Origin of the sequence: Micromonospora sp. NPDC049366 (genome assembly GCF_044466625.1) — a bacterium.
In the GTDB taxonomy this organism is placed as follows: Bacteria; Actinomycetota; Actinomycetes; order Mycobacteriales; family Micromonosporaceae; genus Micromonospora.
The window spans coordinates 167,810-187,720 of record NZ_JBITMV010000013.1 but is presented as its reverse complement, the minus strand read 5'-3'; the positions used below and the strand labels follow the sequence as shown (position 1 = coordinate 187,720).

The 19,911-nt window shown below is 74.4% G+C and carries 20 protein-coding genes; 3 read left to right on the top strand and 17 right to left on the bottom strand.

What is annotated here, in order from left to right; translation table 11 throughout:
* Together ACIBTV_RS19900 and ACIBTV_RS19895 are read right to left on the bottom strand one after the other, a co-directional pair.
* A complete protein-coding gene (locus ACIBTV_RS19900) occupies positions 1–936 on the bottom strand; it encodes a glycosyltransferase (protein WP_396706818.1) in 936 nt (311 codons plus the stop codon).
* Positions 937–1,100: 164 nt separating this feature from the next.
* Complete coding sequence (locus ACIBTV_RS19895; RefSeq protein ID WP_396706816.1) at positions 1,101–1,580, bottom strand: GNAT family N-acetyltransferase; 480 nt, start codon at positions 1,578–1,580, stop codon at positions 1,101–1,103.
* 250 nt (positions 1,581–1,830) lie between these two features.
* Here ACIBTV_RS19895 and ACIBTV_RS19890 point away from each other — a divergent pair, with 250 nt between their 5' ends.
* On the top strand, positions 1,831–2,691 hold the full coding sequence (locus tag ACIBTV_RS19890) for a universal stress protein (RefSeq protein ID WP_396706815.1): 861 nt from the start codon (positions 1,831–1,833) through the stop codon (positions 2,689–2,691).
* 87 nt (positions 2,692–2,778) lie between these two features.
* Here the strand turns inward: ACIBTV_RS19890 and ACIBTV_RS19885 are convergent, their stop codons facing one another.
* The 6 genes from ACIBTV_RS19885 to ACIBTV_RS19860 form a co-directional block, all read right to left on the bottom strand.
* Complete coding sequence (locus ACIBTV_RS19885; RefSeq protein WP_396706814.1) at positions 2,779–3,255, bottom strand: cyclic nucleotide-binding domain-containing protein; 477 nt, start codon at positions 3,253–3,255, stop codon at positions 2,779–2,781.
* 349 nt (positions 3,256–3,604) lie between these two features.
* Positions 3,605–4,231, bottom strand: a complete 627-nt coding sequence (locus ACIBTV_RS19880) for an FMN reductase (RefSeq protein WP_396706812.1) — start codon at positions 4,229–4,231, stop codon at positions 3,605–3,607.
* The gene (locus tag ACIBTV_RS19875; protein ID WP_396706810.1) at positions 4,228–5,367 is read right to left on the bottom strand and encodes an LLM class flavin-dependent oxidoreductase; all 1,140 of its coding nucleotides are present in this window, start codon (positions 5,365–5,367) and stop codon (positions 4,228–4,230) included. The genes ACIBTV_RS19880 and ACIBTV_RS19875 overlap by 4 nt, the downstream gene beginning before the upstream one ends.
* 129 nt (positions 5,368–5,496) lie before the next feature.
* A complete protein-coding gene (locus ACIBTV_RS19870) occupies positions 5,497–5,772 on the bottom strand; it encodes a MoaD/ThiS family protein (protein WP_396706808.1) in 276 nt (91 codons plus the stop codon).
* 1 nt (position 5,773) lies between these two features.
* Positions 5,774–6,859, bottom strand: a complete 1,086-nt coding sequence (locus ACIBTV_RS19865) for a WD40/YVTN/BNR-like repeat-containing protein (RefSeq protein ID WP_396706806.1) — start codon at positions 6,857–6,859, stop codon at positions 5,774–5,776.
* Between the two features lie 108 nt (positions 6,860–6,967).
* The gene (locus ACIBTV_RS19860; protein WP_396706804.1) at positions 6,968–7,597 is read right to left on the bottom strand and encodes a DNA-3-methyladenine glycosylase; all 630 of its coding nucleotides are present in this window, start codon (positions 7,595–7,597) and stop codon (positions 6,968–6,970) included.
* A gap of 115 nt (positions 7,598–7,712) precedes the next feature.
* Here ACIBTV_RS19860 and ACIBTV_RS19855 point away from each other — a divergent pair, with 115 nt between their 5' ends.
* The gene (locus tag ACIBTV_RS19855) at positions 7,713–8,129 is read left to right on the top strand and encodes a DNA-binding protein (RefSeq protein WP_396706802.1); all 417 of its coding nucleotides are present in this window, start codon (positions 7,713–7,715) and stop codon (positions 8,127–8,129) included.
* 64 nt (positions 8,130–8,193) lie between these two features.
* Complete coding sequence (locus ACIBTV_RS19850) at positions 8,194–8,547, top strand: MmcQ/YjbR family DNA-binding protein (RefSeq protein WP_396706800.1); 354 nt, start codon at positions 8,194–8,196, stop codon at positions 8,545–8,547.
* A 50-nt stretch (positions 8,548–8,597) separates the two neighbouring features.
* Here the strand turns inward: ACIBTV_RS19850 and argH are convergent, their stop codons facing one another.
* The 9 genes from argH to pheT form a co-directional block, all read right to left on the bottom strand.
* A complete protein-coding gene (argH, locus tag ACIBTV_RS19845) occupies positions 8,598–10,061 on the bottom strand; it encodes an argininosuccinate lyase (protein ID WP_396706901.1) in 1,464 nt (487 codons plus the stop codon).
* Between the two features lie 14 nt (positions 10,062–10,075).
* Complete coding sequence (locus tag ACIBTV_RS19840) at positions 10,076–11,281, bottom strand: argininosuccinate synthase (protein ID WP_396706798.1); 1,206 nt, start codon at positions 11,279–11,281, stop codon at positions 10,076–10,078.
* On the bottom strand, positions 11,278–11,793 hold the full coding sequence (locus ACIBTV_RS19835) for an arginine repressor (protein WP_396706796.1): 516 nt from the start codon (positions 11,791–11,793) through the stop codon (positions 11,278–11,280). Before ACIBTV_RS19835 ends, ACIBTV_RS19840 begins: the two co-directional genes overlap by 4 nt.
* The gene (gene argF / locus ACIBTV_RS19830) at positions 11,790–12,767 is read right to left on the bottom strand and encodes an ornithine carbamoyltransferase (RefSeq protein WP_396706795.1); all 978 of its coding nucleotides are present in this window, start codon (positions 12,765–12,767) and stop codon (positions 11,790–11,792) included. Before argF ends, ACIBTV_RS19835 begins: the two co-directional genes overlap by 4 nt.
* Positions 12,764–14,017, bottom strand: a complete 1,254-nt coding sequence (locus ACIBTV_RS19825; RefSeq protein WP_396706793.1) for an acetylornithine transaminase — start codon at positions 14,015–14,017, stop codon at positions 12,764–12,766. Before ACIBTV_RS19825 ends, argF begins: the two co-directional genes overlap by 4 nt.
* Positions 14,014–14,955: an acetylglutamate kinase gene (gene argB / locus ACIBTV_RS19820; RefSeq protein ID WP_396706791.1), complete on the bottom strand. Its 942-nt coding sequence runs from the start codon at positions 14,953–14,955 to the stop codon at positions 14,014–14,016. The genes ACIBTV_RS19825 and argB overlap by 4 nt, the downstream gene beginning before the upstream one ends.
* Positions 14,952–16,124, bottom strand: coding sequence for a bifunctional glutamate N-acetyltransferase/amino-acid acetyltransferase ArgJ (gene argJ / locus ACIBTV_RS19815; protein ID WP_396706789.1), 1,173 nt, complete (start codon positions 16,122–16,124; stop codon positions 14,952–14,954). Before argJ ends, argB begins: the two co-directional genes overlap by 4 nt.
* The gene (argC, locus tag ACIBTV_RS19810) at positions 16,121–17,122 is read right to left on the bottom strand and encodes an N-acetyl-gamma-glutamyl-phosphate reductase (RefSeq protein WP_396706787.1); all 1,002 of its coding nucleotides are present in this window, start codon (positions 17,120–17,122) and stop codon (positions 16,121–16,123) included. The genes argJ and argC overlap by 4 nt, the downstream gene beginning before the upstream one ends.
* Before the next feature lie 213 nt (positions 17,123–17,335).
* Positions 17,336–19,882, bottom strand: a complete 2,547-nt coding sequence (gene pheT, locus ACIBTV_RS19805; RefSeq protein ID WP_396706785.1) for a phenylalanine--tRNA ligase subunit beta — start codon at positions 19,880–19,882, stop codon at positions 17,336–17,338.
* Positions 19,883–19,911: the final 29 nt, after the last annotated feature.

Sequence of the window (19,911 nt, the reverse complement as noted above, 5' to 3'; positions counted from 1 at the left end):
TCAGCCCGCCATCGCGCGGACGGTGTGCGGGCCGGGGGTCTCCCGGAACCGCGCCGGGCTCAACAGCGCCCGCACGGCGGCCTGACTCGGACGTCGGCGCAGCAGCGCGCGGCTCAGCTCCCGCAGGAGCAGCGCCGCCCAGAAGGCCGCGGTCGCGAGGCGGCCGTGCCGTCGACGGAAGAGCCGCACCCGGTTGAGGGTGAGCAGCGCCCACAGGCCCGGTGACACCCGGGAGTCGCCCTCCAGGTGCACGGCCGTGGCGGCGGGCGTGAACCGGGTGACGAGCCCGGCGTCGCCGGCCCGCAGCGCGAAGTCGGTCTCCTCGGAGTAGAGGAAGAAGCTCTCCTCCCAGGGCGCGCACCGGCGCCAGCACTCGGCGCTGATGAGCAGCGTGGAGCCCTCCGCCCAGGCGGTGACCGCCTCGCTCGCGTACCGGGCGTGGTCGGTGACCACCTCGCCGAGCGCGGGACGGCGACCGGCCCGCTCCGCGCCGAGCAGCGCGTCACCGAGGACCCGCAGGACGCTCGGCTCCCGCCGCATCGTGTGGATCAGGTCGCCGTCGCCGTCGACGAGACGTGGCACCGCGATCCCGGTGCCCGGCGACCGCAGCACCCGGAGCAGCTCACGGCCGCAGCCGGGGCCCAGCCGGACGTCCGGGTTGAGGACGAGCACCGCGCCGTGCGGCCCGGCGGCCGCGACCCCGGCGTTGATGCCCGCCGCGTAGCCGGCGTTGCGGCCCAGCTCCACGACGGTCGCGGCCGGGGCGAGCCGGCGCACCGTGGCCACGGTGTCGTCGGCGGACGCGTTGTCGGCGACCGTCAGATGCCAGTCGAGCCCGTCGAGCCCCGGCCCGAGCGAGGCGATCAGGTCGGCCAGGAACCGCTCGCTGTTGTAGGTGACCACCACCACGGCGATGGTGTCGTCGCTGCCGCTCAAGCCCGCTCCTCAAACCGTGTGGACGCACGCGACCTCGATCCTGCACGGGTCGCGTGAGCGCGGGAAGACGCCGGCGGACGAACTGCTGTCCACTACCCGTCAGCGGCGACCAACCCTTCGGCCGGCACCCACGGCCGAGCGGCCGCCGGGCGGACGGCGAACGCTCAGGCCGGCAGCTCCAGCACGTATTCCTCCACCTCGTGACCGCGGCCCGCCGCGTAGCCCCGGTCCTCGCCGCGGACGACGAAGCCGCACTTGCGCAGCACCGCGAGCGAGCCGTGGTTGTCCTTCGCCGCGCGCGCGTGCACCGGGCGCTGCGGCACCTCCCGCAGCAGGGCGGCGAGGGCGACCGTGGCGTAGCCGCGCCCCCAGCACTCCCGGTCGATCCAGTAGCTGACCTCGGTCTGCTCGCCGACCGGGAACGCGGCCACGTAGCCGACCACCGCGCCGTCGACGGTGATCGTGCGGTTGACGATCGCCGGGTCGGTGCGGATGCGCTGCCAGTGAGCGGCGAACTCGGCGTGGTCGTCCGGGTCCTCGGCGGTGAAGGCGGCCATCCGAACCGCGACCGGGTCGCGCTGGAGACGGTAGAACACTGGCAGGTCGTCGTCGCGCACCGGGCGCAGGCGCAGGTCAGGGGTCACGGCCACGAGGATAGGGCGACCCACCGACAGTCCGGCGCGAGGCGTCACCGACGCGCATGATCGCGCTCGAACGAGGCGTCACCGACGCCCATGATCGCGCTCGAACCCGGAAGTAGTGGCCTCCCGCCGGTTGCGAGGCCACTACTTCCGCGTCGCAGCGCGATCATGGCTTGGTGGCTCTCCGGGCGGGAAATGCCGGTGGGCGGGCCCGGTCACGCCCACAATGGTCAGGTCGACCACTGGAGGCCTGATGAACCGACCCGTCGTGGCGGGAGTGGACGGATCCCCGGCGAGCCTCGCCGCCGCCGAGGAGGCGGCCCGGGAGGCGCGGCTGCGCGACCGGCCGCTGCACCTCGTGCACGGGTTCCTGCACCCGCTCGGGTACGGGGTGCCGATCAACCCGTACGATCTCGGGCTGCCGGCACCGGCCGACACCGGGCAGGCCATGCTGGAGCAGGCCGCGAACGATCTCGCCGACCGGTGGCCCGGGCTGCGGACCGAGGCCCGGCAGGTCGCCGGCGGACCGGGCGCCACCCTGATCGAGGAGTCACGCCGGGCCGAGCTGATCGTGGTGGGCAGCCGCGGGCACGGCGGTTTCACCGGCCTGCTGCTCGGCTCGGTCAGCGGTCAGGTCGCCGCGCACGCCCACTGCCCCGTGCTGGTGGTGCGCCCGGCCGACCAGCCGGTGCCGACGCAGGGCCCGGTGCTGGTGGGCGTCGACGGCTCCGAGCCGGCCGAGCTCGCCGTCGGCTACGCCGCCGACGAGGCCGTCCGGCGCGGCACGGAGCTGCTGCTCGTCCACGCGGCACCGGCCGATGGCACGGCGGTCCCCGCCGACCTGCCCGGAAACGAACCGGAGGCGCTGCTCGATACGGCGGTGGCGGCGGCCCGGGGTAGCCATCCCGGGCTCAGCGTGACCGGCCGGACGACCCGGGGCATCTCCCCCGGCCAGGCGCTGGTGGACGCCAGCGCGGAGGCGGCGCTGGTGGTGGTCGGCACCCGGGGTCGGGGCGGCTTCACCGGCCTCCTGCTCGGCTCGGTGAGCCAGGCCCTCGTGCAGCACGCCCACTGCCCCGTGCTGGTCGCCCACCCGTACCGCCAGGGCGACTGACCACGGCGGGCAGCTCCCCCGCTGACGGCACCGGCGAGCCGGTGCCCGGTGAGCCGGTGAGCCGGTGCCCGGTGCGCCGGTGGGCGGTCAGCCGGTGGGCGGCAGCGCCGTCGGGTAGCCGTACAGGTCGAGGAGCCGACATCGGGCGGCGTGCAGCCGGTCCACGACCACGCTCATGAAGCGGGTGGTGAGCTGCCGGCCCAGCGCGTCGTCGGACTCCATCAGGCGGCGCACACCGGCGGCGGTGAACTCGATCGCGGTGCTGCGCTGCCCGGCGACGGCGCCGAACTGCCACCGGTAGGGCGGAAAGAGCCACGACCAGCCGAGCACGCCGCCCGCGCCGATCGTCTCGATCTCCACGTCGCCCCGCCCGGGGACGGCGAAGTCGAGCGTCACCTGCCCGCCCCGGACCAGCCAGAACCGCTCGGCCGGCTGGTCGGCGCGGAACAACCGGTGCCCGGGGTGCCAGACCACCGGCCGGGCGTAGCTGGCCAGCGGCGGCAGCCACGCCTCGGGCAGCCCGGCGAGGAAGGGGTGGGCGCGGAGCACGTCGAGAGTGGTCATCGCGGAATCTCCCGTCCGGTCGCTGCGGCTCGCGGGCACACTCGGCGGGCGCCCGCGGCGGGTCACCCACCCATTCGACCGCTCCCGGTGCCCCGGACGGCAGGGCCGTTGGGCCCGCCTTCACCGGCAGGACCGCTGGCTCCGCCCTGACCGGCAGGACCGTCGAGCCCGCCCTGACCGGCAGGACCGCTGACCCGCCCTGACCCGCAGGGGCCGTTGGATCCGCCCGTCGCCCGCCACCGGGCCGCCCCGACGCGGTAGCGCCGGGGCGGTAGCGCCCTCGGTCACGCGGTGGTGGCGCCCTCCGGGCAGTCCCCTGTGGAGGGCACCACGACCGCGTCGTCGCGGGTCAGCGGTCGGCGCCGCGGCCGAGCAGGTCCTCGAAGCTGGTCGTCAACGCGAACGGGTCGACCGGGCCGGTCGACGGCGGCCGGCGGTGGATCTCCTCGGCCAGCTCGCCGGCGGCCCGCTCGATGCGGCGCCGCAGCGCCCCGTCGGCCGCTTCGCCGGACCAGTCCTCCGGCGCGGCGAAGACCGCGGTGGGCATGACCACGGCGTGCAGGTACGCGAAGAGCGGCCGCAGCCCGTGCTCCAGCGCCAGCGAGTGGCGTGCGGTGCCGCCGGTCGCGGCGATCAGCACCGGCCGGGCGGCCAGCGCCTCCGTGTCGATCAGGTCGAAGAACGACTTGAACAACCCGTTGTACGACGCGTTGAAGATCGGGCTGACCGCGATCAGCCCGTCCGCGCCGGTGACCGTGTCGAGCACCTCCCGCAGCGACTCCGACGGGAAGCCGGTGAGCAGGTGGTTGACCACGTCGTGGGCGTGCTCGCGCAGGTCGACCGGGTAGAGCCGCACCGACTCGCCCCGGCCGACCAGCTCGTCGCGGGTGGCCCCGGCGAGCTGGTCGGCGAGCAGCCGGGTCGACGACGGCAGGCTGAGGCCGGCCGAGACCACGGCGAGCGTACGGGCGGTCATCGGGACCCCTCGGGCGCCTTGCCGGTCACGTCGTCGACGGCGTGGACGGTGCTGTCCTTGGCGCCGCCCGCAGCGGCCACCAGCGAGGCGTGGGTGGGCGCCTCCGGCACGTGCGCCGGGCGCAGCGCCTCGAACTCCTTGCGCAGCACCGGGACGACCTCCTCACCCAACAGGTCGAGCTGCTCCAGCACGGTCTTCAACGGCAGGCCGGCGTGGTCGATGAGGAACAGCTGCCGCTGGTAGTCGCCGACGTAGTCGCGGAAGCCCAGGGTCCGGTCGATCACCTGCTGCGGGCTGCCCACGGTCAGCGGCGTCTGGGAGGTGAACTCCTCCAGCGACGGCCCGTGCCCGTAGACCGGCGCGTTGTCGAAGTAGGGCCGGAACTCGCGGACCGCGTCCTGCGAGTTGCGGCGCATGAACACCTGCCCACCGAGGCCGACGATGGCCTGGTCGGCCGAGCCGTGACCGTAGTGCGCGAAGCGCTGCCGGTAGAGCTCGATCATGCGCTGCGTGTGCTCCTTCGGCCAGAAGATGTGGTTGGCGAAGAAGCCGTCGCCGTAGTAGGCGGCCTGCTCGGCGATCTCCGGGCTGCGGATCGAGCCGTGCCAGACGAACGGCGGGACGCCGTCGAGCGGACGCGGGGTCGAGGTGAACGACTGCAGCGGGCTGCGGAAGCGCCCCTTCCAGTCCACCACGTCCTCCCGCCACAGCCGGCGCAGCAGGTCGTAGTTCTCGATGGCGAGCGGAATCCCGTTCCGGATGTCCTGCCCGAACCACGGGTAGACCGGCCCGGTGTTGCCGCGCCCCATCATGAGGTCGACCCGGCCGCCGGCCAGGTGCTGAAGCATCGCGTAGTCCTCCGCGATCTTCACCGGATCGTTGGTGGTGATCAGCGTGGTGGAGGTGGAGAGCAGCAGCCGCTCCGTACGAGCCGCGATGTAGCCCAGCATCGTCGTGGGCGACGACGGCACGAAGGGCGGGTTGTGGTGCTCGCCCATGGCGAAGACGTCGAGCCCGACCTCCTCGGCCTTCAACGCGATGGTCACCATCGCCTTGATCCGCTCATGCTCGGTCGGCTCGCGACCGTTCGTCGGGTCGACCGTGACGTCGCCGACGGTGAAGACTCCGAACTGCATGACCGCTCCTCGGGTTGTCCGCCGGAACCGTGGCGGTCCCGGACGCACCCGACAACATATTTGCTGTGTCAATAATTCCGCTCGCAAGGGTCTCGGCAGTGACCCAGGTCACCTCGCCGGGCGCGCCGGTCAGCCACCCGCCACCGAGGGGAGGACCTGCACCTCGGCACCCTCGGCGACCGGCGCGTCCAGCCCGCCGGCCCGCCGGCAGTCCTCGCCGTCGACGTAGACGTTGACGTATCGGCGCAGCTCGCCACGCTCGTCCCGGATCCGCCGCGACAGCCGGGGCCAGGTCGTGGCCAGTTCGTCGAGCACCGCCCGCAGCGAACCGGCGGCCGGAACGCTCAGCCGGCTCGCGCCGCCCACCTCGCCCCGCAGCGGGCCCGGCACCAGCACCGTCACCATCTCAGACCTCCGCGGCGCGGACACAGAGCACGTCGGGCAGGTGCGCGGCCACCAACGACCAGGAGTCACCCTCGTCCCGGCTGGCGTAGACCTCGCCGGAGCGGGTGCCGAAGTAGACCCCGCCGGTCTCCGCGTCGTCGGCGCACATCGCGTCACGCAGCACCGACGGGTAGAACGGCTCGGTGGGCAGGCCGGCGGTCAGCGCCTGCCAGGTCTTGCCCGCGTCGCCCGAGCGGTAGACCCGGCACCGGTGATCCACCGGCCACCGCTCACCGTCGGCGGCGAGCGGGAAGGTGAAGACCGTGCCCGGCCGCCCCGGCAGCGCCACCATCGGGAAGCCGAAGTCACTGGGCAGGCCGTCGGCGATGGACGTCCAACTGCCGCCGCCGTCGTCGGAGCGGTAGACACCGTGATGGTTCTGTGCGTAGAGCCGCTCCGGGTCGCCCGGGTCCTGCGCCACCTTGTGGACGCACTGCCCGAACTCGGGCCACTCGTCGGGCAGGAAGTAGGCCCGGATGCCGGTGTTGCTCGGCGCCCAGGACGCGCCCCCGTCGCTGGTGCGGTAGACCCCGCCGGTGGACATCGCGACCACCATCCGGTCGGCGTCGTCCGGGTGCGGCAGCACGGTGTGCACGGCCTGGCCGCCGAAGCCCGCGTCCCACTGCTCGCGGTGCGGGTGGTCCCACAGGGCGCGCACCAGCGTGAAGGTCGCCCCGCCGTCGTCGGAGCGGAACAGGGCCGACGGCTCGGTGCCTGCCCACACCACGTCGGGCTGGGCCGGCCCGGCCGGGGTGAGCTGCCAGACCCGGCCCAGGCTCGCCCCGGTGTCGGCCGGGAAGGCCACCGGGGGTTGGTCCGGCTCCAGCCAGGACCCGCCGAGGTCGTCGCTGCGCGCCACGCTCGGGCCGAAGTGTGAGCTGGTCATCCCGGCGAGCAGGCGGGGCGTGGCGCGCCGCTTGTCGATGGCCACCGCGTAGACACCGGTCATCGGGAAGTGGGGACGGCTGACCTGCCAGGTGCGCCGGCCGTCGGTGCTGGTCGCCAGGAAGAGCCCTTTGCTGGTGCCGATCGCGAGAAGCGTGGTCATCGCCGTCCTCCGGGTGCGCGGGGTGGTGTCGGCGTGATTATGGCCACAGGCACCGACGAAAACGACGGGCCCGCGCCGGGGACCGGCGGATCCGGGGCGACCGGCGGCTCAGCGGCGCACCCGGGGCACGTGCCGGCGGTAGGCGCTCACGGTCGGGTCGCCCTCGATCCAGAACCGCCAGGGGACGTCGTGGGCGCCGGTCACGCCGACGCGCGGCCCGGCGGCGATCGCCGTCGGGGGCACCGGGACGGCGGCCGGGCGCAGCCGCACCGGGCCGTCGCCCAGCAGGTAGCGCCCGTAGATCGTCTTGTCGATGCCGAGCGCCGCGCAGAGCCGGGCGGGTCCGCGCGCGAGATCCACGTCCCGGCGTACGGCGGTGCGGCGGGCCCGCGCCACGTCGAGGCCCTCGACCACCTCGCCGGCGCGCAGCAGCACCGCCGAGGCCTCGCCGTCGGGCCCGGTCACCACGTTCATGCACCAGTGCATCCCGTAGGTGAAGTAGACGTAGGCGTGCCCGGCCGGGCCGAACATCACGGTGTTGCGGGCGGTGCGGCCCCGATGGGCGTGCGACGCCGGGTCGCCGCCACTGCCGGCGTACGCCTCGACCTCGGTGATCCGCACGGTGACCCCACCGGCGGAGAGGCGGCAGCCGAGCAGCGCCCGGGCGGCCGACACGACCGGGCCGGCGAGCAGCTCGGCCAGGGCACGCACGTCGGGTTCGCCCTCACCCACCCGCATGACCCCGACCGTACCGCCCTCGATCGGCGACGGCTCGGCGACGGACCCGTCGCGCCACCGACCGCGATATCAACGTTCTGTTGACAACTCGAAGTTGAGGGGCTGGGATGGGGGCATGACATCGGACGACCCGTTCACCGCACCCGACCCGGCGCGCGCCCGCGCCCACCGCACCCACACGGCGCTCGCGCGGATCACCGAGCGGCACGCCGGCACCGACGCCCGCCGACGCCGCTACGCCCACCCGCAGGTGACCGACCCCTGGGAGGCGGTGGCGCTCGTCGCGAGCCTCGCCGCCGGCGGCGCGCAGCTCGACGACGGGGAGGAGCCGGTCGACGGGCCCGACGTCGTCGCCGCGCTCACCCTGCTGCCCCACGTCCGCGCCGAGCTCGACGCGCTGGAGGCCGGCCTGCTCCAGCTCGCCCGGGGCCGTGGCCTGACCTGGCAGGAGATCGCGTTCGGTCTGGGCCTGGGCAGCGCGCAGGCCGCGCAGCAGCGCTTCGACCGCCTCACCGCGCGGACCGCCGGCTAAGCTACCGGGGCCTGTCGGCCCCGGAGGGCACACTGTCCCGATACGACGACCGACGGGAGGCCCGATGCGACGCGAGGAGATGCGCGCCTACTGCCTGGCCAAGCCGGGCGCCTGGCTGGACCAGCCGTGGGAGGGCGACGAGGTGGTCAAGGTGGGCAGCCGCATCTTCGCGTTCCTCGGCTCACCCGAGGGCGCGCCGACCGTCGGCGTGAAGTGCGGCCCCAGCCGGGAGGCCGCCGACGAGTGGCTGCACCGGCACCCGACCGACGCCCGGGTCATGCCCTACATCGGCCGGTCCGGGTGGAACACGCTGCGGCTCGACGGCGGGATCGACGACGACGAGCTGACCGAGGCGGTCGACGGGTCCTACGACGCGGTGGTGGCCAAGCTACCCAGACGGGAGCGGCCCGCGGTCTGAGCCGGGCCGGGGTCCGCGCGGCGCCGGACGCGCCGCGCGGACGAGCGGCTTCAGCGGGGTACGACCCGCTCCGCGGCCCACTCCCGCCAGCCGGCCAGCTTGTCCGCCGCGGCGGCGAGCTGGTCGGCGACCGGTCCGGGGCCGGTGGAGCCCGGCGTGGTCCGGGCGGCGAGCGCCGAGCGGACCGAGAGCACGTCCCGCACCGACGGGTCGAGGTGCGGGCTGACGGTCGCCAGGTCGGCGTCGGAGACCTCGTCGAGCGCGCAGTCCCGGGCCACGCAGAGCGCGACGAGCCGGCCGGTGATCTCGTGCGCGTCCCGGAACGGCACGTTCTTGCGCACCAGCCAGTCGGCGACCTCGGTGGCCAGCGAGTAGCCCACCGGTGCGGCGGCGACCAACCGGTCGACGCGTACGGTCATCGTGGAGATCATCCCCGCGAGGGCCGGCAGCAGCAGCTCCAGCGTGTCGACCGCGTCGAACGCCGGCTCCTTGTCCTCCTGCATGTCCCGGTCGTACGTCATCGGCAGGCCCTTGAGCATCGTCAGCACGCTCATCAGCCCGCCCACCAGCCGGCCGGACTTGCCCCGGGCCAGCTCGGCGATGTCCGCGTTCTTCTTCTGCGGCATGATCGACGACCCGGTGGCGAAGGCGTCGTCCAGCTCCACCCAGCCGAACTCCTGCGAGGTCCAGAGCACCACCTCCTCGCCGAGGCGGGACAGGTGCACCCCGACCAGCGCGGTGACGAAGAGGAACTCGGCGACGAAGTCCCGGTCGGCGACCGCGTCCATCGAGTTCGGCGCGGGGGCGGTGAAGCCCAGCTCGCGGGCCACCCGCACCGGGTCCAGCGGCAGCGACGACCCGGCGAGCGCGCCCGCGCCGAGCGGGCTGATCGCCGCCCGGCCGTCCCAGTCCCGCAGCCGGTCCAGGTCACGCAGCAGCGGCTGCACGTGGGCGAGCAGCCAGTGCCCGAACGTGACCGGCTGCGCGTGCTGCAGGTGGGTCATCCCCGGCGCCGGGGTCTCCACGTGCCGCTCGGCCTGCTCGACCAGGGCCTCGGCCAGCTCCACCAGCCGACTGGCCACACCCCGGGCGTGGTCGCGCAGGTAGAGGCGCAGGTCCGTGGCGACCTGGTCGTTGCGGGACCGGCCGGCGCGAAGCTTCCCGCCCAGGCTCCCGAGCCGCTCCAGCAGCCCGCGCTCCAGCGCGGTGTGCACATCCTCGTCGTCGACCGTCGGGCGGAACGCCCCGGAGGCGCAGGCCGCCTCCAGGTCGTCCAGGGCGGCCAGGATCCGACCCAACTCGTCGGGGTCGAGCAGACCGGCGCGGGCCAGGACCCGGGCGTGCGCCCGGGAGGCCGCGAGGTCGTAGGGGGCCAGCCGCCAGTCGAACTGCACGCTCACCGAAAGCCGGGCGAGCGCCTCCGAGGGGCCACCGGCGAACCGGCCGCCCCACAGGCTCGTCCGGTTGGTGGCGGCGCTGTTCTCGATCAGGCTCTTGTCGTCCACCCCGCCCATTGTGGTCCCCATGGTCAGACACCACCCAGCCGGGAGTCGCGGGCCGCGGCCATCTTGCTCGGCAGGCCCCACAGCTGCACGAAGCCCTTGGCGAGCGACTGGTCGAACGTGTCACCGGTGTCGTACGTGGCCAGGCCGAAGTCGTAGAGGCTCGCCTCGGAGCGCCGGCCGGTGACGACCGCCCGGCCGCCGTGCAGGGTCAGCCGCACCTCGCCGGAGACCTGCTGCTGGGCGTCGTCGATGAACGCGTCCAGCGACCGCTTCAGCGGCGAGAACCACAGGCCGTCGTAGACCAGCTCGCCCCAGCGCTGGTCCACGGTCCGCTTGAACCGGGCCAGGTCGCGCTCGACGGTGACCGCCTCCAGCTCCTGGTGGGCGGTGATCAGGGCGATGGCGCCCGGCGCCTCGTACACCTCGCGGCTCTTGATGCCGACGAGCCGGTCCTCCACCATGTCGAGCCGGCCGACCCCGTGCGCTCCGGCACGCCGGTTGAGCTCCAGGATCGCCTGGTACGGGGTGACGGTCTCACCGTCGAGGGCGACCGGCACGCCGGCGTCGAAGGTGATCACGACCTCGTCGGCGTCGCGGGGCTCCGCCGGGTCGCAGGTGTAGGAGTAGAGGTCCTCGATCGGCCCGTTCCAGATGTCCTCCAGGAAGCCGGTCTCGACCGCACGGCCGAACAGGTTCTGGTCGATGGAGTACGGCGACTTCGCCGAGACGTCGATCGGCAGGCCCTTCTCCTCGGCGAAGGCGATCGCCTTGTCCCGGGTCCAGGCGTAGTCCCGCGCCGGAGCGATGATCTTCAGGTCGGGGGCGAGCGCGGCCAGGCCGACCTCGAAGCGGACCTGGTCATTGCCCTTGCCGGTGCAGCCGTGCGACACGATCGTGCCGCCGTGCTTCCGCGCCGCGGTCACCAGGTGCTTGACGATCAGCGGGCGGGACAGCGCCGAGACCAGCGGGTAGCGGTCCATGTAGAGGGCGTTGGCGCGGATCGCCGGCAGGCAGTACTCGGCGGCGAACTCGTCGCGCGCATCGACCACCTCGGACTCCACGGCCCCGCAGTCCAGGGCGCGCTGCCGGATGACGTTCATGTCCTCGCCGCCCTGGCCGACGTCGACCGCCACCGCGATCACCTCGGCGCCGGTCTGCTCGGCCAGGTACGGAATGGCGACGGAGGTGTCCAGCCCTCCGGAGTACGCCAGGACGACCCGCTCGGTCATGGAGTGGTGTTCCCTTCAACGTTCTCTTCGCGGCGGGCCCAACCGGCGAGCTTCTCGCCGAGCGCGGCGCCGCCGTCGGCCTCGCGGGCCACGACGAGGATGGTGTCGTCGCCGGCGATGGTGCCGACGACCTCGGGCAGGCCCGCTCGGTCCAACGCGCTGGCCAGGTACTGGGCCGCGCCCGGTGGGGTGCGCAGCACGGCTATGTTGCCGCTGGAGTCGACCCCGTTGAGCAGCTCGCGCAGCAGCCGGATCAGCCGGGCCGGCGCGGCCTCGGCGTCGCGCAGCGGACGGTGCCCGTCCTCGGGGATCAGGTAGACGCCGCGCCCGTCGCCGCCGCGCGCCGTCACCGCGCCGAGCTCCTTCAGGTCCCGCGAGAGGGTGGCCTGGGTGACCTGGATGCCGTCACCGGCGAGCAGGTCGGCCAGCTCGGTCTGCGAGTGGATGGCCTTGTCCCGGATCAGCTCGACGATGCGGGCGTGGCGGGCGGCGCGGGTCAGCGGGGCGGTCATGTGGTCTCCCTCGTCGCGGTGGCGCCCGACGCCACGACGTCGGGGGCCGCGGTGGAGGCCTCCAGGAGGAACGTCAGCAGCGCCTTCTGGGCGTGCAGGCGATTCTCCGCCTGGTCGAAGACCGCGCTCTGCGGGCCGTCGAGCACCTCGTCGGTGATCTCCTCGCCCCGGTGCGCGGGCAGGCAGTGCAGCACGATCGCGTCGGGCGCCGCGTGCCCGAGTAGCGCCTTGTTGATCTGGTACGGCAGGAACGGGGTGACCCGGTCCAGCCCGTCGCTCTCCTGCCCCATCGACGTCCAGGTGTCGGTGGCCACCACGTCCGCGTCCCGGACCGCGGCCACCGGGTCGGTGAGCACCCGGACCGAACCGCCGGTGGCGGCGGCGATCTCGGCGGCCCGGGCGACCACGGCGGAGTCGGGCCCGAAGCCGTCCGGCCCGGCGACCCGCACGTGCATCCCGGCGGTCGCCCCGGCCAGCAGGTAGGAGTGGGCCATGTTGTTCGCCGCGTCGCCCACGTAGGCGAGGGTCCGCCCGGCGGTGCCGCCGCAGCGCTCCCGGACGGTCAGCAGGTCGGCCAGGAGCTGGCAGGGGTGGTAGCCGTCGGTGAGCGCGTTGATCACCGGCACGGTGGCGCCGCCGGCGACCTCGGCGATCCGGTCGTCGCCGTGGGTACGCAGCACGATCGCCGCGACGTAGCGGGAGAGCACCCGCCCGGCGTCCGCCAGGGTCTCGCCCCGGCCGAAGTGGGTGACCTGGGTGTCCACGACGAGGGGGTGACCGCCCAGCTCGGCGACGCCGGCGTCGAAGGAGATCCGGGTGCGCAGGCTCTGCTTGTCGAACAGCACCGCGACCGAGCGCGGCCCGGCGAGGGGGCGGTAGGCGAACCGGTCGGCCTTCATGCGGGCGGCGAGGTCCAGCACGGTCGCCTGCTCGGCCGGGGTCAGGTCGTCGTCACGCAGGAAGTGCCGGGTCATGCGCTGGTCTCCGTCGGGGTCGCGGGAAGGTCAATGGAGGGGGTCGGGCCGGCGGCCGGAGCGGTCGTCGTGCCGGCGGCGGCCGGGACGGTGGCGTCCAGGGCCGCCGGCAGGGCCGCCAGGAAGGCGTCGACCTGGGCGGTGGTGAGGATCAGCGGTGGCGCGAGCCGCAGCACATCCGGCTGCACCGGGTTGGTCAGGAAGCCGGCCTCCCGCAGCGCCTCGCCGAGCACCCGGGCGACCGGCGCGGTCAGCACCACGCCGAGCAGCAGGCCCGCACCGCGTACGCCCGAGACCAGCGGGTGCCCGAGCGCCTCGATCCCCCGCCGCAGCCGCTCGCCGACCCGCTTGACGTGGTCGAGCAGCCCCTCGTGGGCGATGGTGGAGACCACCGCGAGCGCGGCGGCGCAGCTGATCGGGTTGCCCCCGAAGGTGGTGCCGTGGGAGCCGGGGGTGAGCAGCTCGGCCGCCCGCCCGAAGGCGAGGGTGGCACCGAGCGGCAGCCCGCCGCCGAGCCCCTTGGCCAGGGTGACCACGTCCGGCTCGACGCCCTCGGCCTGGTGGGCGAACCAGTGGCCGGTGCGGCCGATGCCGGTCTGCACCTCGTCGAGCACCAGCAGGGCGCCGTGCCGGGCGGTGACGCGGCGGGCCGCGGCCAGGTAGCCGGCCGGCGGCACGACCACACCGTTCTCGCCCTGGATCGGCTCCAGGATCACCATCGCGGTGGCGTCGGTGACGGCGGCCTCCAGCGCGGCCACGTCGCCGAAGTCGACGTGGGTGACCTCGCCGGGCAGCGGACGGAACGGGTCGGCCTTCGCCGGCTGCCCGGTGAGCGCGAGCGCGCCCATCGTGCGGCCGTGGAAGCCTCCGCGCGCGGCGACGACGTGGGTACGGCCGGTCAGCCGGGACAGCTTGAACGCCGCCTCGTTCGCCTCGGCGCCCGAGTTGGCGAAGAAGGCCCGCCCCGGCCGGCCGGCGAGGGCCAGCAGCAGCTCGGCCAGGGCGACCGGCGGCTCCGCGACATAGAGGTTGGAGACGTGCCCGAGGGTGGCCACCTGCCGGGACACGGCGGCGACCACGGCCGGGTGGGCGTGGCCGAGGGCGTTCACCGCGATCCCGCCGACCAGGTCGACGTACTCCCGGCCGGCCTCGTCGACCACGACGGCGCCGGATCCGGAGACCAACGCCAACGGCGGCGTGCCGTAGTTGTCCATCATGGACTGACCCCAGCGCTGCACCAGCGAACTCATGACGCCACCGTCCCTTCCTCGTTCGCGACTGCGGGGCTCGCAAGCTCACTCCTCGCGCTCACGACCATCGTCCCGAAGCCGTCTGACGTGAACACCTCGAGCAGCGTGGAGTGCGCGACCCGGCCGTCGACGACGTGCGCGGCGGGCACTCCCCCGCGCACCGCCCGCAGGCACGCCTCCATCTTCGGCACCATCCCCGACTCCAGGCTGGGCAGCAGCTTCGCCAGGTCGTCCGCCTCGATCTCGGAGATCAGACTGTCGGTGTCGGGCCAGTCGGCGTAGAGGCCGGCGACGTCGGTGAGCACCACCAGCTTGCGGGCCTCCAGCGCGATCGCCAGGGCGGCGGCGGCGGTGTCCGCGTTGAGGTTGTGCAGCACCCCGTCGACGTCCGGCGCGACGGTCGAGATCACCGGGATGCGCCCGGCGTCGATCAGGTCGGTGACCGCCGAGACGTCGACCGACTCGACGTCGCCGACCTGCCCGACGTCGACCGGCTCCCCGTCCACGTACGCCGGGCGCCGCACCGCGGTGAACAGGCCGGCGTCCTCGCCGGAGAGGCCGACCGCGAACGGGCCGTGCGCGTTGATCAGGCCCACCAGTTCCCGGCCCACCTGACCGACCAGCACCATGCGGACGACGTCCATCGCCTCCGGCGTGGTGACCCGCAGGCCGCCCCGGAACTCGCTGGCGATGCCGAGCCGGCCCAGCATCGCGGAGATCTGCGGTCCGCCGCCGTGCACGACGACCGGCTTCAGACCGACGTAGCGCAGGAACACCATGTCGGCGGCGAACGCCCGCTGCAGCTCGGGGTCGACCATGGCGTTGCCGCCGTACTTCACGACGACGGTCGCCCCGGAGAAGCGGGCCAGCCAGGGCAGCGCCTCGATCAGCGTGGCGGCCTTGCCCTGGTAGCGGCTGAGGTCGGCGGAGAGGCTCATGTCGAGTACGCCGAGTTCTCGTGGACGTACGCGTGGGACAGGTCGTTGGTCCAGACGGTGGCCGCGGCGGACCCGGCGTGCAGGTCGACGGTGATGGTGACGTCCCGCCCGGTGAGGTCGACCTTCGAGCGGTCCTCGGCGGCGGCGCCCGACCGGCACACCCAGATCCCGTTGACCGCCACGTCGACGGCGTCCGGCTCGAAGGCGGCGGTGGTGGTGCCGACCGCGGCGAGGATCCGGCCCCAGTTCGGGTCGTTGCCGAACAGCGCGGTCTTGACCAGGTTGTTGCGGGCCACCGCCCGCCCCACCTCGACGGCGTCGTCCTCGTCGGCCGCGCCGGTCACCTCGATCGCGATCTGCTTGGTGGCGCCCTCGGCGTCGGCGATGAGCTGCTGGGCCAGGTCGTGCGCGGCGGCGGTGACCGCGGCCGTCAGCTCGGCCTGGTCGGGCGTGACGCCGGAGGCCCCGCTGGCCAGCAGCAGCACCGTGTCGTTGGTGGACATGCAGCCGTCGGAGTCGACGCGGTCGAAGGTGACCCGGCACGCCGCGCGCAGGGCGGCGTCCAGCGCCTCCGGGTCGGCCACCGCGTCGGTGGTCAGCACGCACAGCATCGTCGCCATGGCCGGGGCGAGCATGCCCGCGCCCTTGGCCATGCCGCCGACGGTCCAGCCGGTGCCGGACACGACGGTCGTCTTCGGCCGGGTGTCCGTCGTCATGATCGCCTCGGCGGCGCTCGCGCCGCCGGAGCCGGAGAGCTCGCGCACCGCCTGGTCGACGCCGGCGAGCAGCGCGGGCATCGGGAGGCGCTCGCCGATCAGGCCGGTCGAGCAGACCGCCACCTCGCCGGCGCCGACCTCCCGGCCCGGCTCGGCCGCCGTCAGCACGGCGGCCGCGTGTTCCGCGGTGGCGTGGGTGTCCTGGAAGCCGGCCGGGCCGGTGCAGGCGTTCGCGCCGCCGGAGTTGAGCACCACCGCCCGGACCACGCCGCCGTGGACCACCTGCTGCGTCCAGAGCACCGGCGCCGCCTTGACCCGGTTGGCGGTGAACACGCCGGCGACCGTCGCGTCCGGGCCGTCGTTGACGACGATCGCCACGTCGTCGGCGCCGCTGGACTTGAGCCCGGCGGCCACACCGGCCGCCCGGAAGCCCTGGGGAGTCGTGACGGTCACGGCGCCACCCCGTAGACGGGGAGGCCGGTGGTCTCCGGCAGGCCGACCATCAGGTTGGCGTTCTGCACGGCCTGCCCGGCCGCGCCCTTGCCGAGGTTGTCCAGCGCGCTCACCACGATCAGTCGGCGGGAGTCGACGTCGACGGTCGCCTGCAGGTGGCAGGAGTTCGAGCCGAGCGTGGCGGCGGTGTGCGGCCAGCGCCCCTCGGGCAGCACGTGCACGAACGGCGCGTCCGCGTACGCCTCGGCGAGCACCGCCTGCGGGTCCACGCCCCGGGCCGGCACGGCGGTGACCGTGGCCAGGATGCCCCGCGGCATGGGCGCGAGGATGGGGGTGAAGGAGAGGCCGGTCGCGCCGGTCGCCTGCTTGATCTCCGGCACGTGCTGGTGGGTGCCGACCCGGTACGGCGACAGGTCACCCATCACCTCGCTGGCCAGCAGGTGCGGCTTGGCCGCCCGGCCCGCGCCGGAGGTGCCGGACGCCGCCACCACGACCACGTCCGCCGGCTCGGCGGCACCGGCGGCGATCAGCGGCGCGAGCGCCAGCGTGATCGCGGCGGCGTAGCAGCCGGTGTTGGCGACCCGGGTGGCGGCGGCGATCTGCTCCCGCTGCCCGGGCAGCTCCGGCAGTCCGTAGGTCCACTGCCCGGCGTGGGTGCCGCCGTAGTAATGCGCCCACTCGTACGGGTTGGCGAGCCGGTGGTCGGCGCCGAGGTCGACGATGCGCACGTCGGCCGGCAACTGGGCGGCGAGCGCCGCCGACTGGCCGTGCGGCAGTGCGAGGAAGACCAGGTCCGCGTCGGCCAGCGTGTCCGGGCTGGTCTCGCCGAGCACCAGGTCGAGCCCGGTGAGGTGCGGGTGCACCACGTCGAGGCGGTGCCCGGCCTGGCTGTGCGCGGTGGCCGCGACCAGCTCGAACTCCGGGTGACCGGCGAGCAGACGCAGCAGCTCACCGCCCGCGTAGCCGCTGGCTCCGGCGACCGCGACTCGGATCCCCATACTCACCTCCGTATGAATATACGGTGAGCCTACCGGCGATCCGGCTCTGATTGCAAGTCTATGCAGTCGCCCGAATGATTAGTTATCAACGGCGTCGGGCGCGCCGAACAGGCGCCCGGAGAACCCGGGGAGCCGGACATCCGACCCACGGAACGCCAAACCCCCGCCGGGCGTGGCACGGGACCACGCCCGACGGGGGCTCGCAGCTACGCCTCAGGCGCCGCGCAGCGTGGCGCCGAAACGCTCGGCGGCCACGGCGACCGCCGCGTCCCGGGCGGCCACCGCCTCCTCGACGGTCAGCGTGCGGTCCGGGGCCCGGAAGGTAAGCTTGTACGCCAGCGACCGGCGCCCGGCGCCGAGCTGCTCCGAGGCGTACACGTCGAAGAGCCGCACGTCCTCCAGCAGCTCCCCGGCCCCCTCGACGAGGGCCTGCTGCACCTGCGCCGCCGGCACCGACTCGTCGAGCACCAGCGCCACGTCGATCAGCGCGGGCGGGAAGCCGGAGACGGCCGGCGCGGGCAGCACCGGCGGGGCCGGCAGCAGGTCGAGGTTCAGCTCCATGGCGCCGGTGCGCCGGGGCAGCTCCAGCGCGGCGACGACCGTCGGGTGCAGCTCACCGGCGTGCCCGACCACCGTGCCGTCGACCAGCAACTCGGCGCAGCGGCCCGGGTGCCACGGCGCGTACGTGGCCGCCCGCACCTCGACCCGCTCCTGCGGGACGCCGGCGGCGGCGAGCGCGGTGCGCCCGGCCTCGACGGCGTCCGCCCAGCCGGCCGCCCGGCCCGCGCCCCACCAGCCGGAGAGCTCGACCTCGCCGGCCAGGACGGCGGCGACGTGCCGGGGCTGGTCGGGCACCACCGCGTCGGCGGCGGCGAACTCGGCGTCGGTGGGACGCCGGTCCACCCCCATCGCCGGCGGGCTGCCCGCGCCGGGGCGGGGGTGGAAGACCGCCCCGATCTCGTAGAGGGCGAGGTCGCGGTGGCCCCGGCCCAGGTTGCGCTTCAGGATGCCGAGCAGCGGGCCGAGCAGCGTGGTACGCAGCAGCGGCTCCTCGTCGGAGAGCGGGTTGGCCAGCCGCACCGCCGGCCGGCGCGGGTCGTCGGCGGGCAGCCCGAGCAGGTCGGGCAGCTCGGCCGAGACGAACGGGTGGGCGAGCACCTCGACGTAGCCGCGCTCGGCCAGCGACCGGGCGACCGCCCGGCGCCGCCGCTGCTGCCAGGTGAGCCCCCGGCCGGCCGGCGCCACCGGCAGCACCGACGGCACCCGGTCGTACCCGTCGAGGCGGACCACCTCCTCGACCAGGTCGGCCGGGTCGGTGAGGTCGGGCCGCCAGCTCGGCGGGGTGACGGTCAACGCGACGCCGGCACCGGCCGCCACACCGACCGCGCCCGGGTCCTCGGAGAGCCGGTCCGCGCCCTGGGCCACCGTGCACCCGACCTGCTCCAGCAGGGCGACCACCCGCGCCGGCGGGTAGTCCACGCCGATGCGCCGGCTCGGCAGGTCCGCCGGCAGGGTCACCGGGGTACGCGGCCGGACGTGGTTGACGTCCAGGATCTCGTCGCCCGCGACGCCGCCGCCGTGCTCGGTGAGCAGCCGCACCGCCCGCTCCAACGCGACCAGCGGCAGGGCCGGGTCGACGCCCCGCTCCCAACGCTTCGCGGCCTCGCTGAACAGCTTGTGCCGGCGGGCCGTCCGCCCGACCATCACCGGGTCCCAGTGCGCGGCCTCGAAGAGAACGGTGGTGGTGTCGGCCACGACCTCGCTGGTCTCGCCGCCCATCACCGCCGCGAGCGAGATCGGCCCGCTGTCGTCGCAGATCACCATGTCCTCGGGGGCGAGGACGCGCTCCACACCGTCCAGGGTGGTCAGCTTCTCCCCCGGCTCGGCCCGACGGACCACCAGCGGCCCGGCGATCCGGTCGGCGTCGAAGGCGTGCATCGGCTGGCCGAGTTCGAGCATCACGTAGTTGGTGATGTCGACCGGCAGGGAGATGCTGCGGATGCCGGCCGTGGTGAGCCGCCTCCGCATCCACTCCGGCGTGGCCGCGCTCGGGTCGACGGCGCGGACCAGGCGGGCGGCGAACCGGTCGCAGCCCACCGTGTCACGCACGTCCACCGGGTAGGCCGGCTCGGCCGTCGGACCGGGGGCGGGCGCCAGAGCCGGGTCACGGAACGGCACGCCGAGCGCGTGCGACAGCTCCCGGGCGAGGCCGCGCAGGCTCAGCGCGTACCCCCGGTCGGGGGTGATCTCCAGCTCGAGCACGACGTCGTCGAGCCCGACCACGGGCCGCGCGTCGTCGCCCGGCTTGGCCGGGCTCTGCTCGGGCAGCACCATGATGCCGGAGTGGTCGTCGCCGAGCCCCAGCTCCTTGGCCGAGCAGATCATGCCGTTGGAGTTGCGCCCGTAGGTCTTGCGCGCGCCGATCGCGAAGCCGCCCGGCAGCTCACCGCCGGGGAGGATCACCACCACCCGGTCGCCGACGGCGAAGTTGCGCGCCCCGCAGACGATTTCCTGCGGCTCACCCGTGCCGTTCGCGGCCCCGACGTCGACCCGGACGAACCGGATCGGCTTCTTGAAGCCGGTGAGCTCCTCGATCTCCAGGACCTCACCGACCACCAGCGACCCGGTGACGGTCTCCCGCAGGTCCACCAGGGAGTCGACCTCGATGCCGAGGTCGACCAGGGCCTGCTCCAGGTCGCCGGTGGGCAGGTCGGCGGGGAGGTCGACGTACTCCCGCAGCCAGCTGACAGAAACTCGCATGACTCAGACCACCGTCTCCGTAACTCGTA

Coding starts and splice junctions, on each gene's coding strand:
- ACIBTV_RS19855 (WP_396706802.1), top strand. CDS start 7,713: ATGACATCGGACGACCCGTTCACCGCACCCGACCCGGCGCGCGCCCGC.
- pheT (WP_396706785.1), bottom strand. CDS start 19,882: ATGCGAGTTTCTGTCAGCTGGCTGCGGGAGTACGTCGACCTCCCCGCC.
- ACIBTV_RS19875 (WP_396706810.1), bottom strand. CDS start 5,367: ATGCAGTTCGGAGTCTTCACCGTCGGCGACGTCACGGTCGACCCGACG.
- ACIBTV_RS19880 (WP_396706812.1), bottom strand. CDS start 4,231: ATGACCGCCCGTACGCTCGCCGTGGTCTCGGCCGGCCTCAGCCTGCCG.
- argB (WP_396706791.1), bottom strand. CDS start 14,955: ATGAGCCTCTCCGCCGACCTCAGCCGCTACCAGGGCAAGGCCGCCACG.
- argF (WP_396706795.1), bottom strand. CDS start 12,767: ATGACCCGGCACTTCCTGCGTGACGACGACCTGACCCCGGCCGAGCAG.
- ACIBTV_RS19890 (WP_396706815.1), top strand. CDS start 1,831: ATGAACCGACCCGTCGTGGCGGGAGTGGACGGATCCCCGGCGAGCCTC.
- ACIBTV_RS19825 (WP_396706793.1), bottom strand. CDS start 14,017: ATGAGTTCGCTGGTGCAGCGCTGGGGTCAGTCCATGATGGACAACTAC.
- ACIBTV_RS19840 (WP_396706798.1), bottom strand. CDS start 11,281: ATGACCGAGCGGGTCGTCCTGGCGTACTCCGGAGGGCTGGACACCTCC.
- ACIBTV_RS19865 (WP_396706806.1), bottom strand. CDS start 6,859: ATGACCACGCTTCTCGCGATCGGCACCAGCAAAGGGCTCTTCCTGGCG.
- argH (WP_396706901.1), bottom strand. CDS start 10,061: ATGGGCGGGGTGGACGACAAGAGCCTGATCGAGAACAGCGCCGCCACC.
- ACIBTV_RS19870 (WP_396706808.1), bottom strand. CDS start 5,772: ATGGTGACGGTGCTGGTGCCGGGCCCGCTGCGGGGCGAGGTGGGCGGC.
- ACIBTV_RS19860 (WP_396706804.1), bottom strand. CDS start 7,597: ATGCGGGTGGGTGAGGGCGAACCCGACGTGCGTGCCCTGGCCGAGCTG.
- ACIBTV_RS19885 (WP_396706814.1), bottom strand. CDS start 3,255: ATGACCACTCTCGACGTGCTCCGCGCCCACCCCTTCCTCGCCGGGCTG.
- argC (WP_396706787.1), bottom strand. CDS start 17,122: ATGGGGATCCGAGTCGCGGTCGCCGGAGCCAGCGGCTACGCGGGCGGT.
- ACIBTV_RS19850 (WP_396706800.1), top strand. CDS start 8,194: ATGCGACGCGAGGAGATGCGCGCCTACTGCCTGGCCAAGCCGGGCGCC.
- ACIBTV_RS19835 (WP_396706796.1), bottom strand. CDS start 11,793: ATGACCGCCCCGCTGACCCGCGCCGCCCGCCACGCCCGCATCGTCGAG.